Source organism: Micromonospora sp. CNB394 (assembly GCF_000374985.1).
In the GTDB taxonomy this organism is placed as follows: domain Bacteria; phylum Actinomycetota; class Actinomycetes; order Mycobacteriales; family Micromonosporaceae; genus Micromonospora; species Micromonospora marina.
This window is the reverse complement of sequence record NZ_KB895841.1, coordinates 96905-113025: the sequence shown is the minus strand read 5'-3', so window position 1 is coordinate 113025 and position 16121 is coordinate 96905. Positions and strand designations below refer to the sequence as shown.

General features: G+C 72.9%; 13 protein-coding genes. 2 read left to right on the top strand and 11 right to left on the bottom strand.

What is annotated here, in order from left to right; all coding sequences use genetic code 11:
• Positions 1–35: 35 nt before the first annotated feature.
• The 10 genes from C569_RS0119075 to ppdK all read right to left on the bottom strand — a co-directional run bounded on the left by C569_RS0119075 (position 36) and on the right by ppdK (position 11702).
• Entirely contained in the window at positions 36–578 is a 543-nt protein-coding gene (locus C569_RS0119075) for a hypothetical protein (protein WP_018787375.1), read from the bottom strand.
• A complete protein-coding gene (gene dnaG / locus C569_RS0119070; protein WP_018787374.1) occupies positions 578–2467 on the bottom strand; it encodes a DNA primase in 1890 nt (629 codons plus the stop codon). Before dnaG ends, C569_RS0119075 begins: the two co-directional genes overlap by 1 nt.
• A 73-nt stretch (positions 2468–2540) precedes the next feature.
• The gene (locus tag C569_RS0119065; protein ID WP_018787373.1) at positions 2541–2786 is read right to left on the bottom strand and encodes a helix-turn-helix transcriptional regulator; all 246 of its coding nucleotides are present in this window, start codon (positions 2784–2786) and stop codon (positions 2541–2543) included.
• Between the two features lie 10 nt (positions 2787–2796).
• Positions 2797–3648: an ABC transporter permease gene (locus C569_RS0119060; RefSeq protein WP_018787372.1), complete on the bottom strand. Its 852-nt coding sequence runs from the start codon at positions 3646–3648 to the stop codon at positions 2797–2799.
• Positions 3645–4619, bottom strand: coding sequence for an ABC transporter ATP-binding protein (locus C569_RS0119055; RefSeq protein ID WP_026268355.1), 975 nt, complete (start codon positions 4617–4619; stop codon positions 3645–3647). The genes C569_RS0119060 and C569_RS0119055 overlap by 4 nt, the downstream gene beginning before the upstream one ends.
• 44 nt (positions 4620–4663) lie before the next feature.
• On the bottom strand, positions 4664–6298 hold the full coding sequence (locus tag C569_RS0119050) for a BCCT family transporter (protein WP_026268354.1): 1635 nt from the start codon (positions 6296–6298) through the stop codon (positions 4664–4666).
• A gap of 57 nt (positions 6299–6355) precedes the next feature.
• Complete coding sequence (locus C569_RS0119045; RefSeq protein ID WP_018787369.1) at positions 6356–7192, bottom strand: siderophore-interacting protein; 837 nt, start codon at positions 7190–7192, stop codon at positions 6356–6358.
• Between the two features lie 39 nt (positions 7193–7231).
• Entirely contained in the window at positions 7232–8467 is a 1236-nt protein-coding gene (locus C569_RS0119040) for a deoxyguanosinetriphosphate triphosphohydrolase (RefSeq protein ID WP_018787368.1), read from the bottom strand.
• Between the two features lie 57 nt (positions 8468–8524).
• A complete protein-coding gene (locus C569_RS0119035) occupies positions 8525–8878 on the bottom strand; it encodes a VOC family protein (RefSeq protein WP_018787367.1) in 354 nt (117 codons plus the stop codon).
• A 115-nt stretch (positions 8879–8993) separates the two neighbouring features.
• Positions 8994–11702 carry a pyruvate, phosphate dikinase gene (gene ppdK / locus C569_RS0119030; RefSeq protein WP_018787366.1) on the bottom strand — a complete coding sequence of 903 codons (2709 nt, stop codon included), beginning with the start codon at positions 11700–11702 and terminating at the stop codon, positions 8994–8996.
• Between the two features lie 310 nt (positions 11703–12012).
• Between ppdK and C569_RS0119025 the strand changes: the two genes are divergently transcribed.
• Positions 12013–13773, top strand: coding sequence for a beta-N-acetylhexosaminidase (locus C569_RS0119025; RefSeq protein ID WP_018787365.1), 1761 nt, complete (start codon positions 12013–12015; stop codon positions 13771–13773).
• Between the two features lie 298 nt (positions 13774–14071).
• On the top strand, positions 14072–14719 hold the full coding sequence (locus tag C569_RS0119020) for a C39 family peptidase (RefSeq protein ID WP_018787364.1): 648 nt from the start codon (positions 14072–14074) through the stop codon (positions 14717–14719).
• Between the two features lie 74 nt (positions 14720–14793).
• Here the strand turns inward: C569_RS0119020 and dusB are convergent, their stop codons facing one another.
• A complete protein-coding gene (dusB, locus tag C569_RS0119015; protein ID WP_018787363.1) occupies positions 14794–15957 on the bottom strand; it encodes a tRNA dihydrouridine synthase DusB in 1164 nt (387 codons plus the stop codon).
• Between the last annotated feature and the right edge of the window lie 164 nt (positions 15958–16121).

The following is a 16121-nucleotide window of genomic DNA, read 5'->3' as shown; positions in this document are numbered from 1 at the left end:
CGCTCTACGAGGTAGACGTCCTCAAGGTGCAGGCTTCAGGCGTCGGCGGGGGTGGTGGCGGCCCGCGCCGCCGCGACCAGCCGGGCGGTCTCGGCGGTCACCGCCTCGTCGTCGGCGGGCGTCCCCGGGTCGTAGCGGACCGTCCAGGTCAGACCGTCGACGCCGGGCACCCGCCGGGCCGCGATCCGCCCGGAGCCGCCCGGCACCTCGTGGTGCGAGGTGTACGCCACCGAGCCGGTGACCCGGGCCCGGACCTGGTGCGGCAGGTCTCCCGGGTCGACGAGCAGGCACGTCTCGGGTAGGCCGTCCGCGACCACCAGGTAGCCGTCGTGCTCGGCGACCGGCTCGGCCGGGGTGACAGTGAGTTCGCGGCCGGACCAGACCGCCTTGAGGATGTCGTGCCAGCCGAGGCGGTCGACGCGGCCGGGCAGCCAGAGCCCCCGGTTGCTGGCGACCAGTACGCCGTCGTTGCCGCCCTCACCGGTGCCGGCGGCGGCCCAGGCGAGCACCCGCTCGTCGGCGGCCAGCGGCGGCCGGTCGGCCGAGGGCAGTTTCGGCCGGCGGTTGAACAGACCCATCACAAACCTCCGGCGGCCTGCTCGCGCAGTGCCCGTGCGTGCTGTTCCAGCGAGAGCAGTTCCCCGAACAGGGCGAAGTACTCGTCCTTGTTGCTCACCGGATTGATCCGCTGGATCTTCGACTTCAGGTCACGGATGCGGCCGGTGACCGAACTCCACTGGAGCCGGGCCATGGTGATCGAGACGTACCGCGGGTCGGGCTCGCCGTCGATGCGCAGCGGTTCCACCGCCAGCTCACCGACCAATGCCTGCCCGGCCAGGTCGTCGCAGGCGTCGCGGACCCGCTCGATCCAGACCGCGCCGCCGGTGGCGCCGGACGCCCCGCCGGCCGCGGCCACCGCGGCGCGTACCGCGACGTGCACCGGGTGCTGGTAGTCGGTCGCCTCGACCGCGTCGAACATCGGGCCGGCCAGGACCGGCTCCTGCAACGCCAGCTTCAGCGCCTCCCGCTCCACCATGGACCGGGGGCTGTCCACCGAGGGCACCCCCGGGCGAGCGGGCGCTGCGTGCGCACCGGCCGCCGGCTGCCCGTTCCCGGCGGCGAGCACCGCGCGCTGCACCGGCTCGATCTCCATGCCGAGGTCGCCGGCGAGTTTGCGCACGTACTCCGGGCGCTTCTCCCGGTCCTTGATCTTCGCGACCAGAGGCGCGGCGCGGCGCATGGCCTCGACCCGGCCGTCGACGGTGTCCAGGTCGAACCGGTTGATCACGTGCCGGAGCGCGAAGTCGACGAGCGGCTCACGGCGGGCCACCAGGTCGCGCACGGCCAGGTCGCCCTTTGCCAGGCGCAGGTCACACGGGTCCATGTTGTCGGGGCTGACCGCGATGAAGGTACGCCCCACGAAGCGCTGGTCGTCCTCGAAGGCGCGCAGCGCGGCCTTCTGCCCGGCCGCGTCGCCGTCGAAGGTGAAGATGATCTCCCCGGCCCGCTCGTCGCTGTCGAACAGCACTCGGCGCAGCACCGAGATGTGGTCGCCGCCGAACGCGGTGCCGCAGGTCGCCACCGCTGTCGGCACGTCGGCGAGGTGGCAGGCCATCACGTCGGTGTAGCCCTCGACCACCACCACCTTGCCCTGCTTGGCGATCTCCCGCTTGGCCTGGTCGATGCCGTAGAGCACGTGTGACTTCTTGTAGATCGGCGTCTCGGGGGTGTTCAGGTATTTCGGGCCGTCGTCGTCGTCGAAGAGCTTGCGGGCGCCGAAGCCGATCACGTCGCCGGTGATGTCCCGGATCGGCCACATCAGGCGCCGGCGGAACCGGTCGATCAGCGAGCCGGAGCGGGCCGGGCGGGACAGGCCGGCGGTGACCAGTTCGTCGTGGGTGAAACCATGCTGGCGCAGGTGCTTGGTGAGCAGGTCCCACCCGTCGGGGGCGAAGCCGCAGGCGTACCGCTCGGCGGCGGCCCGGTCGAAGCCGCGCCCGGCGAGGAACTCCCGGGCCGGGCGGGCGCCGGCGGTGGTGAGCTGGGCCCGGTAGAACTCGACGGCGGCGGCGTGCGCGGCCACCAGGCGCTGCCGCTGCCCCTGCTGCGGGCGGGGACGCGGCGCGGACCTGTCGTCCTCGACGTAGCGCAACTGGATGCCGGCGCGGGCGGCGAGCCGCTCGACGGACTCGACGAAGCTGAGGTGCTCGGCGTCCATCAGGAACTTGATCGCGTCGCCGCCGACCCCGCAGCCGAAGCAGTAGAACACGTTGCGGGCGGGCGAGACGTTGAACGACGGGCTCTTCTCGTCGTGGAACGGGCAGAGCCCCTTGAGGTTGCCGCCGCCGGCCGACTTGAGCGTCACCACCTCGGAGATGACGTCCGCGATGGCGGTGCGCTCGCGGACCAGCGCGATGTCCTCGTCCCGGATCCGCCCCGCCATGACCGCCACCCCCTCGGCGTACATCCTGCCCTGCCGGACCGACGTTGCGGCGGCCGGGGGGACGGGCGTGTGGCCGGCCACGCCCGTCCCCGCCGGCTCAGGCCGAGCGGGCCGTCGCGGGGTCGCCGATGCGCGGGAACGGCTCGATGGAGAAGACCACCTCGACCGGCACCTCGAAGTACGCGGCGATGCGCAGCGCCAGGTGCAGGCTGGGCCGGAACTCGCCGCGCTCCAGGTAGCCGACGGTCTGGTAGTGCACACCGAGCGCGTCGGCCAGTTGCCGCCGGGAGATGCCCCGTTCGGCGCGCAGCACCGCGATGCGGTTGTGCACGGTCTCGCTCATCGACGCCCTCTCATCCGACCCGCTGCATGGCCCGCTCCCGCCGGGCCGCGACCCGCGAGCCGGACTCCCGGCGGGCCATCCGGCGCAGCACCACCGGGGCCAGCACCAGCCCGAGCACCGCCCAGGCGCCGAGCACGCCGACCGTCTCCAGGTGCCTCCAGGAGCCGCCCAGTTCGACCGCCGCCAGATCGCCCGGGAGCAGCGCCGAACGCATGCCCAAGCCTAGCCAGTAGAGCGGGAAGACCTGGGCGACGCCCTGGAGCCAGCCGGGCAGGCCGTTGATCGGGTAGAAGATGCCGGACAGCGCGATCAGACCGAAGATCGGCATCACCACCAGGCCCATGTTGCGCGGGTTCTCCACCAGCGAGCCGATCACCGCGCCCAGCGGCAGCGTCGCCACCAGCCCGAGCGGCACCACCCAGGCCAGCGTGAGCCAGGCGCCGGGGTCGCCGAGCCGCAGGCCGTCGAGGAAGAACAGCCCGGGCGTGAGCTGGATGACCACGCCGATCAGCGCCACCGCCGACACCAGCACGATCTTGCCGACCAGGTAGCCGAGCATGCCGTCCGGGATCGCCTTGGCGCGCAGCAGCGTGCCGTCCTCCCGGTCGATGACGAGCTGGTTGGCCAGGCCGAGCAGCCCGCCGAAGAGCAGGCCCATGCCGAGGGCGCTGGGCAGCGTACGGGCGCCGAGGGAGAAGTCGGTGCCGGGGACCGTCGAGCCGCGCATCCAGAACACGGCGATCAGCAGCACCACGGTGGGGAAGAAGTAGGTCCAGAGATCCTGGCCGTTGGTGAACGTGGCGCGCAGCTCGATCGCGCCGCGCCGCAGCCCGGCCCGCAGCGCGTTGGTGGTCGGGTTCATCGGTTCGCCTCCTGCTGCCACACCCGCTCGGCCCGGCCGGTACGGATGCCGGTCTCCTCCTCGTGCACCAGCGCCAGGTACGCGTCCTCCAGGCTGGCCCGGCGTACCTCCAGCTCGCGTATCCGGTCGCCGTGCTCACGGAGCAGGTCGCGCAGGAAGGCGGTGGCGTCGGCGGTGGCGTGCACGTACCGCTCGCCGTCGCGGGCCCAGCGCACCTCGGCGTCCCCCGCCACACGCCGGGCGAGCTGGTCGGGCGACCCCTCGGCGATGATCCGGCCGCCGGCCAGGATGAGGATGCGGTCGGCCAGCTTCTCCGCCTCGGCCAGGTCGTGCGTGGTCAGCACGATGGTGGTCTCGTCCAGGTCGGCCAGCCGGTGCACCAGCTCGTGGAACTCGCGCCGGGCGGCCGGGTCGAACCCGACTGTGGGCTCGTCCAGGAACAGCAGTTCCGGCCGGCCGACGATGCCGACCGCGACGTCGAGCCGGCGGCGCTGGCCGCCGGAGAGCCGGGCCACCCGGCTGCCGGCGTGCGCGCTCAGCCCCACCGTCTCCAGCAGCTCGTCGACCGGCCACGGGCGCGGGATCCGGTCGGTGGCGTACGGCGCGTAGAAGTCGCCGAGGTGGGCCAGCAGCTCCCGCACCCGCCACTTGCCGTGGTCGCGCCAGGACTGGAGCACCACGCCCAGCCGCGCGCGCCAGCGCTCGTCGCCCCGGGCCGGGTCGGTGCCGAGCACGCGCACCGTGCCGGCCGAGGGCAGCCGGAAGCCTTCGAGGATCTCGATGGTGGTGGTCTTGCCCGCGCCGTTGGGCCCGAGCAGTGCCACCACCTCGCCCCGCCGGGCGGTCAGGTCGACGCCGCGCAGCACGTCGACGGCGCCGTAGCGCATGCGCAGATCCCGCACGTCGAGGACGAGATCCTCGTCGGGAGGTCGGGGGGACGCGGCGGCCCCCGGAAGTTCGACCACAGTCATACCGCGAAATGTAGCATCCCTACTACGAAATGAGGTACCCCCGCTCAGGGGCGAGGGCGATGGAACCAGCGCGTGACGGGAGCCGGATCCTCCTCCTCGTACGACCGCGCCGCGTTCACCGCGGCGGCCAGGCCGGAACGGCGGGGCCGGGGCCCGGCGCGCAGCATCGGATCGGCCGCCATCTCCCGGAGCACCGCGACGGCCAGGCCCAGCATCACCACGACGAACGGCAGCGCGACCAGGATGGTCGCCTGCTGCAGTGCGGCCAGGCCACCGGCCAGCAGCAGCGCGGCCGCGACCGCGCCGATCAGCACGCCCCAGAGCACCACCACCCCGCGATGTGGCCGTAGCGCGCCGCGCGAGCAGAGCGAGCCGAGCACCAGCGACGCCGAGTCCGCGCTGGTGACGAAGTAGAGCGCGATCAGCACCATGGTGAGCACGCTCGTCAGCGTGGCCAGGGGCAGCGCGTCGAGCAGCCCGAACAGCGCCTGCTCGGAACCGGCGCCCACGTCCGCCACCAGGTCCCGGGTGCCAGTGGTCTGCGTACGCAGGGCGGTCCCGCCCATCACCGCGAACCAGACGGTGCTCGCGCCGCTGGGTATCAGCAGCACCCCGACGAGGAACTGACGGATCGTACGGCCGCGCGAGATGCGGGCGATGAACGTGCCCACGAACGGCGCCCAGGAGATCCACCACGCCCAGTAGAAGACGGTCCACGAGCCCAGCCAGGCCGGGTCGGAGAACGCCCCGGTACGCGTCGACATGCGCACCAGGCCGCTCAGATAGTCACCGACCGAGGCCGGCAGCACCTCCAGCGTGTAGACGGTCGGACCGACCACGAACACGAACAGCATCAGCGCGACGGCGATCAGCACGTTCGTGGTGGACAGCCACTTGACGCCCCGGTGCAGTCCGGAGAAGGCGGACACGACGAAGGCGAGCGTGAGCGCGCCGATGATCGTCAACTCGACGGTCCGGCTGTCCGGCACCCCGACCACCAGGTCGAGACCGGCCGCCACCTGGAGCGCACCCAGCCCCAGACTCGTGGCGGAGCCGAACACGGTGGCGAAGACGGCGAGCAGGTCGATCCCACGGCCGAGCGGGCCGTCGGTCCGGTCCCCGAGCAGCGGCGCGAACGCGGACGAGATCCGGTTGCCCCGCCCCTTGCGGAACGTCGAGTACGCCAGGGCCAGCGCCGCGATCGCATAGATGCCCCACGGGTGCAGCGTCCAGTGGAACAGCGTGTACTGCATGGCCGCCGAGGCGGCGGCGCCGGTCTGCGGCTCGACACCGGAGGCCGGCGGCGGCGTGGCGTAGTGCTGCATCGGTTCGGCGACGGCGAAGAACACCAGGCCGATGCCCATGCCGGCGCTGAACATCATGGCGACCCAGGCCAGGGTGTTGAACTCCGGCCCGTCGTCGTCGGCGCCCAGCCGGATCCGGCCGAACCGGGAGGCGGCCACGACGACCGCCAGCACCAGGAAGGCGTCGGCCGCGACCACGAAGAACCAGCCGAACGTGCTCACGGCCCAGGCCAGGCCGGACTCGCCGAACCGGGCCAGTGAACCCCGGGCGAACACGCCCCACAGCACCACCGCCAGCACACCGGCGACCCCGGCGCCGAGCACCACCCGGTCGACCTGCTGGGCCACGGCCCGCCGCCCCGATTGTCCCGTCATGCCCCCATCGTCGGCGGGCCGGGCGCACCGCCGGGCCGGAATGCCGCAGGAACCGCGTCAGGACACGACGGCGGCTGCCTCCTCGGCCTCCACCGCGGCGTTCCAGGCCGGCTTGGTGGACCGCCAGCCCTCGTCGTCCATGCCGCGCCGCCAGTAGCCGGAGATGGACAGATCACCCCGAGGCACGCCCCGCTCGACGCGCAGCAGCCGCCGCAGTTCCTTCATCGCGCCGGCCTCCCCGTGCACGAACGCGTGCACCCGGCCGGGCGGGAACTCCAGCGCCCGGACCGCCTCGACCAGCGGCTCGCCGAACGGGCGCCCGTCGCGGTGCAGCCAGCACACCTCGACCACACCCGCGCTGGTCAGGGGCAGCTCGTCGGCCGGGCCGCCGACCTCGACGTACACCTTGGCGGGCGCTCCCGCCGGCAGCCGTTCCAGGGCGGCGGCGATGGCCGGCAGCGCGCTCTCGTCGCCCGCCAGCAGGTGCCAGTCGGCGGCCGGGTCCGGCGCGTACGCGCCGCCCGGCCCGGCGAACAACACCCGGTCGCCGGGACGCAGCGCCGCCGCCCACGGCCCGGCCACGCCCTCGTCGCCGTGGTGCACCACGTCCACGGTCATCTCACCGGCAGCGGCGTCCCAGGCCCTGATCGTGTACGCGCGCAGGCGCGGCCACTGCTCCGCCGGGAACTCGAGCTTGATCGTGGCCAGGTCGACCGGGTACGGGTAGGTCACCCCGGCCGGCGGGAAGACGAACTTCACGTAGTGGTCGGTGTACGCGCCCACCGGCAGCCCGGCCAGCTCGGCGCCGCCCAGGACCAGGCGGATCAGGTGTGGGGTGGGCCGCGCGGTCCGGACGACCGTGGCGGCGGTGAACGTCTTCGGGCGATCCGTCATGCCGCTTAGGCTAGCCTAAGCTCCGCACGAGTGATCCGGTCAGTTCGGCGACACCAGCCGGGCGTGCCAGGCCAGCGCGGCCGGATCGGTGAGCGAGGCGACCTGGTCGATCACCACGCGCAGCCGCGTGGCGTCGTCCCCCGCGTCCCGCCACAGCGGCGCGAACACCGGGTCCAGCGCGTCCGGCGCCCGGTCCAGCAGCGCCGCGACCAGCCCGCACAGGACGTCGCGCTGCCGCGCGTACCGGTCCTGGGCGCCTGGGCGGCGCATCACGTACCGCAGCGCGATGCCCTTGAGCAGCGCGCACTGCGCCCGGATCCGGCGCGGCACCACCAGGTCGGCGTCGTAGCGGCGGTGCGGACCGGGACCGTGACGCTGCTCGGTCGCGGCCACCACCCCGGCGGCGAACCGGCCGGTGAACACGCTCGTGGTGGTCTTCAACGCGGCGAGCGCGCGATGGCTGCCGTCGTACGCGGCCAGCGGAGCGAGCACCGGGTCGGCCAGCAGGTCGGCGAGCACCTCGCCCAGGTCCTCCGGCGCCTCACCCGAGTAGGCGGCGGCCACGTCCGCGCAGAGTGCCCGCCGCTCGTCCGCGTCGACCAGCAGCGGACGCAGGTCGACGTACCCGCCGTGGATGCCGTCCTCGACGTCGTGCACCGAGTACGCCACGTCGTCGGCCCAGTCCATCACCTGGGCCTCCAGGCAGCGCCGGGCACCGGGCGGGGCGCCCGCGCGCAGCCAGTCGAAGACCGGGCGGTCGTCGGCGTACACGCCGAACTTGCGCTCGCCGGGCCGGCGCGGCCACGGGTACTTGCTGACCGCGTCCAGCGCGGCCCGGGTCAGGTTCAGCCCGGCCGAGCGCCCGTCCGGGGTGAACACCTTCGCCTCCAGCCGGGTGAGCACCCGCAGCGTCTGCGCGTTGCCCTCGAAACCGCCGCAGTCGGCGGCCAGCTCGTCCAGGGCGTACTCGCCGTTGTGCCCGAACGGCGGGTGCCCCAGGTCGTGGGCCAGCCCGGCGGTGTCCACCACGTCGGGGTCGCAGCCCAGCCGGGCACCCATCTCGCGGGCGATCTGCGCGACCTCCAGCGAGTGGGTCAGCCGGGTACGCAGGAAGTCGTTCGTCCCGGCGGTGTGCACCTGCGTCTTAGCCGCGAGCCGGCGGAACGCCGCCGAGTGCAGGACCCGGGCCCGGTCCCGCTCGAACGGCGACCGGCCGTACCCGGTGTCCTTCGGTGCCTCGTCGACGAGCCGGGCCGCCGCGTCAGCCCCGGTCACCGTTGCCGCGTTGGCGCAATGGCCGGAGGTCACGACTGCGGGGCTCGCAAGACCGGCTCACTCCTCGCGCTCCCGGAGAACGCAGAACTCGTTGCCCTCCGGGTCGGCCAGCACCGTCCACTCCACGTCCCCCTGCCCGATGTCGACGTGCCGGGCACCCATGTCGACCAGGCGCTCCACCTCGGCCTCCAGGTCGGCCGGGCGCAGGTCGATGTGCAACCGGTTCTTTCCCTTCTTCGGCCCGGCGACCGGGACGAAGACGAGACCGGGCCTCGTGTCGGGGGTCCGGCGGATCTCCACCTCGTCCAGCTTGTCGGTGATCACCTGGTAGCCGAGCGCCTCCGCCCACCAACTGGCGAGCCGGGACGGATCCCGGGCGTCGATGGTCAGGTTCTCCCAGACGGCGGTCATGCGGCCACCCCTCCTGATCGACACGTGGCGGAAGCTCAGGTTACGCCGGGAAGGCCGGAAAGGCGCGCCGGGCGGGCGCGGGGCCGCCGGTGTCCACCGGCGGCCCCGCGCCCGCTCAGCGGGAGTCCGAACCGGTGGTGGTGATGGCCGCCCGGCCGGCCTCCAGCCGGGCCACCGGCACCCGGAACGGCGAGCAGGAGACGTAGTCCAGTCCGACGGAGTGGAAGAAGTGCACCGAGTCCGGGTCGCCGCCGTGCTCGCCGCAGACGCCGAGCTTCAGCCCCGGGCGGGCCGCCCGGCCCTCCTCGGCGGCGATGCGGATCAGCCGGCCGACGCCGTCGGTGTCGATCGACTCGAACGGCGAGATGCCGAAGATGCCCAGCTCCAGGTAACGCCAGAAGAACGCGCCCTCCACGTCGTCGCGGGAGAAGCCCCAGCCCATCTGGGTCAGGTCGTTGGTGCCGAAGGAGAAGAACTCGGCCGCCTCGGCGATCTGCCCGGCGGTCAGCGCCGCCCGGGGCACCTCGATCATCGTGCCGATCAGCACCTCGACGCCGCTGTCCCCGACCACCTCGGCGATGATCCGCTCGGCCTCGGCGCGTACCGTCTCCAGCTCCTGCACGGCCCCCACCAGCGGCACCATGATCTCCGGGCAGGCGGTGCCGCCGTCGCGGACGACCGCGACGGCGGCCTCCGCGATCGCGCGGACCTGCATGGCGAACAGGCCGGGGATGACCAGACCGAGCCGGACGCCGCGCAGGCCCAGCATCGGGTTCTCCTCGTGCATCCGCCGAACGGCGGCGAGCAGCGCCTCCTCCTTCGCCACGTCCTCGCCGCGTTCCTGGGCCACCGCGACGTTGACCGCGAGCTGCTCCAGCGGGGGCAGGAACTCGTGCAGCGGCGGGTCGATCAGCCGCACGGTGACCGGCAGGCCGTCCATCTCCCGGAAGATCTCGATGAAGTCGGCCCGCTGCAGCGGCAGCAGCGCGGCGAGCGCGTCCTCCCGCTCCCGTTCGCCGGAGGCGAGGATGAGCCGCTCGACCAGCTCCCGGCGGTCACCGAGGAACATGTGTTCGGTGCGGCACAGGCCGATGCCCTCGGCACCGAAGCGCCGCGCCCGGGCCGCGTCCGCGCCGGTGTCGGCGTTCGTGCGTACCCGCAGCCGCCGCGCCGCGTCGGCGTGCGTCATGATCCGGTGTACGGCCCGGACCAGCGCGTCGTCGGTGGTCTCCGGATCGAGTTCGCCCTCGAAGTACTGCACCACCTCGGACGGCATGACCGGCACCTCGCCGAGGTAGACCTTGCCGGTGGTGCCGTCGATCGAGACCACGTCGCCCTCGTTCACCACGTGGTCGCCCACGGTGAACCTCTTCGCCGGCACGTTAACGTCCAGCTCGTCGGCGCCGGAGACGCAGGTCTTGCCCATGCCGCGGGCCACCACCGCGGCGTGGCTGGTCTTGCCGCCCCGGGAGGTGAGGATGCCCCTGGCGGCGATCATGCCGTTGAGGTCGTCCGGGTTGGTCTCCCGGCGGACCAGGATCACCGCCTCGCCCTCGGCGGCCAGCTCGACCGCCCGGGCCGAGGTGAAGACGACCTTGCCGGACGCGGCGCCCGGCGAGGCGCCGATGCCCTTGGCCACCGCCTCGAACTCGTGGTCGAGCTGGAAGCGGGGGAACATCAGCTGGGCGAGCTGCGCACCGTTCACCCGGTGCAGCGCCTCGTCGAGGTCGATCAGCCCCTCGTCGACGAGTTGCCCGGCGATGACGAACGCGGCGGCGGCGGTGCGCTTGCCGACGCGGGTCTGCAGCATCCAGAGCTTGCCGCGCTCGATGGTGAACTCGATGTCGCAGAGGTCCTTGTAGTGCTCCTCCAGCCGGGCCATGATGCCGAGCAGCTGGTCGTAGGAGGTCTTGTCGAGCTGCTCCAGCTCCTGCAACGGCACCGTGTTGCGGATGCCCGCGACCACGTCCTCGCCCTGGGCGTTGGCGAGGTAGTCGCCGTAGATGCCCTGCGCGCCGCTGCCCGGGTCGCGGGTGAACGCGACTCCGGTACCGGAGTCGGGCCCGAGGTTGCCGAAGACCATGGCCACCACGTTGACGGCGGTGCCCAGGTCGGCCGGGATGCGCTCCTGGCGGCGGTAGAGCACCGCCCGCTCCGCGTTCCACGAGTCGAAGACCGCGCGGATGGCGAGGTCGAGCTGCTCGCGCGGCTCCTGCGGGAACTCGCGGCCGGTGTGCTTGGCGAAGATCTTCTTGTACGCGCCGACCAGCCCGCGCAGGTCGTCGGCGTCCAGGTCGAGGTCGTCGTGCGTACCCTTGGCGCGCTTGATCTCGTCGAGCGCGTGCTCGAACTCCTCGCCCGGCACCTCGCAGACGGTCTTGCCGAACATCTGGATCAGCCGCCGGTAGGAGTCCCAGGCGAACCGGTCGTTCCGACCGGCCTGGGCGCTCAGGCCGACCACGCTGCGGTCGTTGAGACCCACGTTGAGGACGGTCTCCATCATGCCCGGCATGGAGAACTTGGCGCCGGAGCGCACCGAGACCAGCAGCGGGTCGTCCGGGTCGCCGAGGCGCCGGCCCATCTCGCGCTCCAGGGACTCAAGGTGCGCCTCGATCTGCGCGGCCAGGCCGTCCGGCTCGCGCCCGGTCGTCAGGTATGCCTTGCAGGCCTCCGTGGTGATCGTGAAGCCGGGCGGAACCGGTAGACCGAGATTCGTCATCTCGGCCAGGTTGGCCCCCTTGCCGCCGAGCAGATCCTTGAGATCCTTGTTGCCCTCGGCGAAGTCGTAGACGTACTTCCGCTCGACCGAATCGTGCGCTGCCACCAGAGCCTCCCACGCGCGCCATTGACACTTAACGAAGGTTCAATTCGGACATACCCCGGTAGCGACCACCGGCAATCCCGGCTCGTCAGCGTCGGTGGGCCGAAGGCTAGGCGAACTTCGCGAAACCTGGGAGCGTTCGGTGACTTTCGGCACAACAGCCACCACGATCCGCGTTCGTACGGGTCTCTGGGAACGCTTCCACGAGCACGATCACGCAAGTCGGATTCCCCTCGTACCCTTGACGTCACTGCATCTCGCGGAACCTGACCTTTGCCATATCCCGCGCGAATACACCCCTCGGAGCGTCGCCGTGCCGACCAACCCCGCCGCCCCGGAGACCGGGCCGCAGCCGTCCGACACCCGTTCCACCAGCCCTTCCCGCCACGTACCCGCCGTGCCACTGCCCGGCGTGCCGGCACCCGCCGCCGAACTGGCCCGGGCCGCGGAGGGCCGGGCCGCCGGGACGCTGGCCGGACCGGCGCCGGTCCGGCTGGGCGACCTGGTGCCGGCGCCCGAGCAGGTACGCCCGGACCCGGCCGGTGACTTCACGCTGAGCGCGGACGCGGTGCTGCGGGTCAGCCCCACCGGGCGGGACGTGGCCGAACAACTCGCCGGCTGGCTGCGCCCGGCCACCGGCTTCCCGCTCCCGGTCACCGACACCACCGAGGACGGCCCGCTGACGCTCACGCTCTCCCCGGCGGACGTCGCCGGGCCGGCGGACGCCGTTCCGGCCGCCACCTCCGGCGCGGCGGACGGTGCGCGCCTCGGGGACGAGGGCTACCGCCTCGACGTGACCACCGGCGGCGTCCGGGTCACCGCCCTCACCCCGGCCGGGCTGTTCCACGGCGCGCAGACGCTGCGGCAGCTGCTGCCCGCGCCGATCGAGAGCCCGACCGCCGTCGCCGCGCGCTGGGCGGTGCCCGGCGGCACGATCGTCGACCGGCCGCGCTTCGCCTACCGGGGCGCGATGCTCGACGTCGCCCGCCACTTCTTCGCGGTCGAGGACGTGCTGCGGGTGGTCGACCACCTGGCCCGCTACAAGCTCAACCACCTGCACCTGCACCTCACCGACGACCAGGGCTGGCGGATCGCCGTGGACTCCTGGCCCCGGCTCACCGAGGCCGGCGGCGCGACGGAGGTCGGCGGCGGCCCGGGCGGCTGGTACACCCGTGACGACTACCGCCGCATCGTCACGTACGCCGCCCGCCGCCACGTGACAGTGGTGCCCGAGATCGACCTGCCCGGCCACACCAACGCGGCGCTCGTCGCGTACCCCGAACTGGCACCCACCAAGATCGCGCCGCCGCCCTACACCGGCACCGAGGTCGGGTTCAGCTTCGTCGACCCCGCCGACGAGCGGACGTACGCCTTCGTCGCGGACGTGGTCGGCGAGGTGGCGGCGCTGACCCCCGGACCCTGGCTGCACCTCGGCGGCGACGAGGCGTTCAAGGTGCCGGCCGGCAGCTACCGCGCGTTCGTGGAGCGGGCGCAGCGGCTGGTCGCCGCCACCGGCAAGACCGTCGTCGGCTGGCACCAGCTCGCCCCGGCCGCACACGTCGACGGGCGCGTCCTGCAGTGGTGGGGCACCGACGGTGACGACCCGCAGACCGCCGACGCGGTACGCCGGGGCGCCCGGCTGATCCTCTCCCCCGGCAACCACGCGTACCTGGACATGAAGTACGCCCCGGACACCCCGATCGGGCACGACTGGGCCGGTCTGATCGACGTACGCCGGGCGTACGAGTGGGATCCGGGCAGCCACGTGCGGGGCGTGCCGGCCGAGGCGGTGCTGGGGGTGGAGGCCCCGCTGTGGACCGAATCGGTCACGACGCTCACCGAGGTCGAGTACATGTTCTTCCCACGCCTGCCCGCCGTCGCCGAACTCGGTTGGTCGCCGCGCGAGACGCACGACTGGTCCGGGTTCCGCAGCCGGCTGGCCGCCCACGGCCCGCGCTGGACCACCGCCGGCATCAGCTTCCACCCCTCCCCGGAGATCCCCTGGCCCCACAAGAACCCAGGCATCCCCACCCAGCCCACCCCCCACACGCGCCGTACCACCCCCACCCCCTGACCGTGGTTTGGGTGGGGTCGATGTCCGGAATCGGGGTGGCCGGGGTCACCGGTGGGGTGGAATCGGGGGCGGGCGCGGGGCGTTGTACATGGCAGACCGCGCCGCACCCGCCGACCGCCCGCCCCGTGGGCCGGGAATCAGGCCGCGACGCCGGTCGTTACATCCCCCGGAGCCGCCGAGCAGGCCAACCCCCTGGCCGCCCGAGCGAGCCGCCGGCCCGACGCACATCCCGGGCCACCTGATCTTTCTCCGCGGCATCCCCCATCGCCGCGAACCCCCGACAGAGAGGCAACTGATCATGGCTACCACTCTGCTGCGCAAGACCGCTCTGACCGTCGCCGGCATCGCCGCCACCGCCGGCGGCATCGCCGGCCCCGCCATCGCCGCCCAGGCCACCCCGGCCGAGCGCGCCGCCCAGGTCGTCACCACCGATCGCGAGCACGGCGAGCGGGAGCTGGACGTGCGCTACGAGGCGCAGCCCAACTTCTACTTCTGCGGCCCGGCCGCGGCCCGTAACGCGCTGAGCGTGCAGGGCAAGAACATCGACGTGCACGCCATGGCCGAGGAGATGGGCACGACCGAGGCCGGCACCAACTCCATCAACGACATCACGCCAGTGCTGAACAAGGAGACCGGCAAGGACGTCTACAAGTCGACCGAGATCCCGGTGGACGAGGTCGGCGACAAGGTGGAGAAGCTGCGCGCCGACGTGGTGCGCACGGTGGACGACGGCCGGGCCGTGGTGGCGAACATCGCCGGCACCGCGACCGACACCGACGGCAACACCCACGCGTTCGAGGGTGGCCACTACATCAGCGTGGTCGGCTACCGCGACGGCGGCAAGGTCGTGACGATCGCCGACTCGGCGAACCCGGACCAGGCCTCCTACCGGATGGACGTGGACGAGCTCGCCCGCTGGATCGCCAGCCGCGGCTACAGCTCCTGACCGAACACCGAAGGGCCCGACCCCACTGCGGGGGTCGGGCCCTTCGGCGTGTCCGGGGTCAGGCGTGTCCGGGATCAGCCGCCGGAGTCGTCCAGTTCGGCGCCGTCGGGCGGGGTGTCGTCGTCGCGGCTGGCCAGCCAGCCGTCGGGCAGGAAGACCTTGCCCGGGGAGTTGGTGCGGCCACGCGGCTGCCCGAGGTTCTCCACCGGGAACGGTACGGCCGGATCCAGCTTGCCGAGCAGGTCGTCGAGCTGCGCCAGGCTCTCGATCATGGCGAGCGAGCGGCGCAGCTCGCTGCCGATCGGGAAGCCCTTCAGATACCAGGCGACGTGCTTGCGGAAGTCGGTGCAGCCGTCCCGCTCCCCCCGGGCCGGGTTGCGGGCACCCGCCACGAACTGCTCCACCAGCAGCTCGGCGTGCCGGCGCATGGTCACCGCCACCTCACCCAGGCTCGGCAGCCACCGCTCGGGTCTCCCGTTGAACGCGGCCTCCAGGTCGGCGAACAGCCACGGCCGGCCCAGGCAGCCGCGCCCGATCACCACGCCGTCCACGCCGGTGTGCGCGACCATCCGCAGCGCGTCGTCGGCCTCCCAGATGTCGCCGTTGCCGAGCACCGGCACGTCGAGCGCCGACTTGAGCGTGGCGATCGCGTCCCAGTCGGCGGTGCCGGAGTAACGCTGCGCGGCCGTACGCCCGTGCAGGGCGACCGCCGCCACGCCCGCGTCCTGGGCCGCCAGCCCCGCCTCGACGTACGTCAGATGGTCGTCGTCGATGCCCTTGCGCATCTTGACGGTGACCGGCACCCCGGCGGGCGACGCGGCGTCCACGGCGGCCTTTACCAGCCGGGCGAACAGGCGGCGGCGCCACGGCAGGGCCGAGCCGCCGCCCCGGCGGGTCACCTTGGGCACCGGGCAGCCGAAGTTGAGGTCGATGTGGTCGGCCAGGTCACGCTCGACCACGATCCGCACCGCGGCGGCGGTGATCTCCGGGTCGGTGCCGTAGAGCTGGAGGCTGCGGGGCTGCTCCTCGACGCCGAAGGCGATCATGCGTAGCGTCTTCGGGTTCCGCTCGACGAGCGCCCGGGTGGTGATCATCTCGCACACGTAGATGCCACCGCCCTGCTCACGGCAGAGCCGGCGGAAACCCACGTTGGTGATCCCGGCCATCGGCGCGAGCACCACCGGTGGCCAGACCTGGTGCGGCCCGATGGTCAACGCGGGCAGGGTCGGGGCAGTCACCGCCCAAGTGTAAGGAAGGGCCCCCTCTTAACGTCTCCGGTAGAGCAGGGGCCCCTTTTTAACAGGGCACATATCACAGCCGGCCCGCCACGCGGACGTTCTCCACAACGGGGTCCGCTGTCCACAGGCCGGGCCGGCGGGCAGGAAGGGGACGGGCCGAGCGC

Coding starts and splice junctions, on each gene's coding strand:
- C569_RS0119075 (WP_018787375.1), bottom strand. CDS start 578: ATGGGTCTGTTCAACCGCCGGCCGAAACTGCCCTCGGCCGACCGGCCG.
- dnaG (WP_018787374.1), bottom strand. CDS start 2,467: ATGTACGCCGAGGGGGTGGCGGTCATGGCGGGGCGGATCCGGGACGAG.
- C569_RS0119065 (WP_018787373.1), bottom strand. CDS start 2,786: ATGAGCGAGACCGTGCACAACCGCATCGCGGTGCTGCGCGCCGAACGG.
- C569_RS0119060 (WP_018787372.1), bottom strand. CDS start 3,648: ATGAACCCGACCACCAACGCGCTGCGGGCCGGGCTGCGGCGCGGCGCG.
- C569_RS0119055 (WP_026268355.1), bottom strand. CDS start 4,619: ATGACTGTGGTCGAACTTCCGGGGGCCGCCGCGTCCCCCCGACCTCCC.
- C569_RS0119050 (WP_026268354.1), bottom strand. CDS start 6,298: ATGACGGGACAATCGGGGCGGCGGGCCGTGGCCCAGCAGGTCGACCGG.
- C569_RS0119045 (WP_018787369.1), bottom strand. CDS start 7,192: ATGACGGATCGCCCGAAGACGTTCACCGCCGCCACGGTCGTCCGGACC.
- C569_RS0119035 (WP_018787367.1), bottom strand. CDS start 8,878: ATGACCGCCGTCTGGGAGAACCTGACCATCGACGCCCGGGATCCGTCC.
- C569_RS0119020 (WP_018787364.1), top strand. CDS start 14,072: ATGGCTACCACTCTGCTGCGCAAGACCGCTCTGACCGTCGCCGGCATC.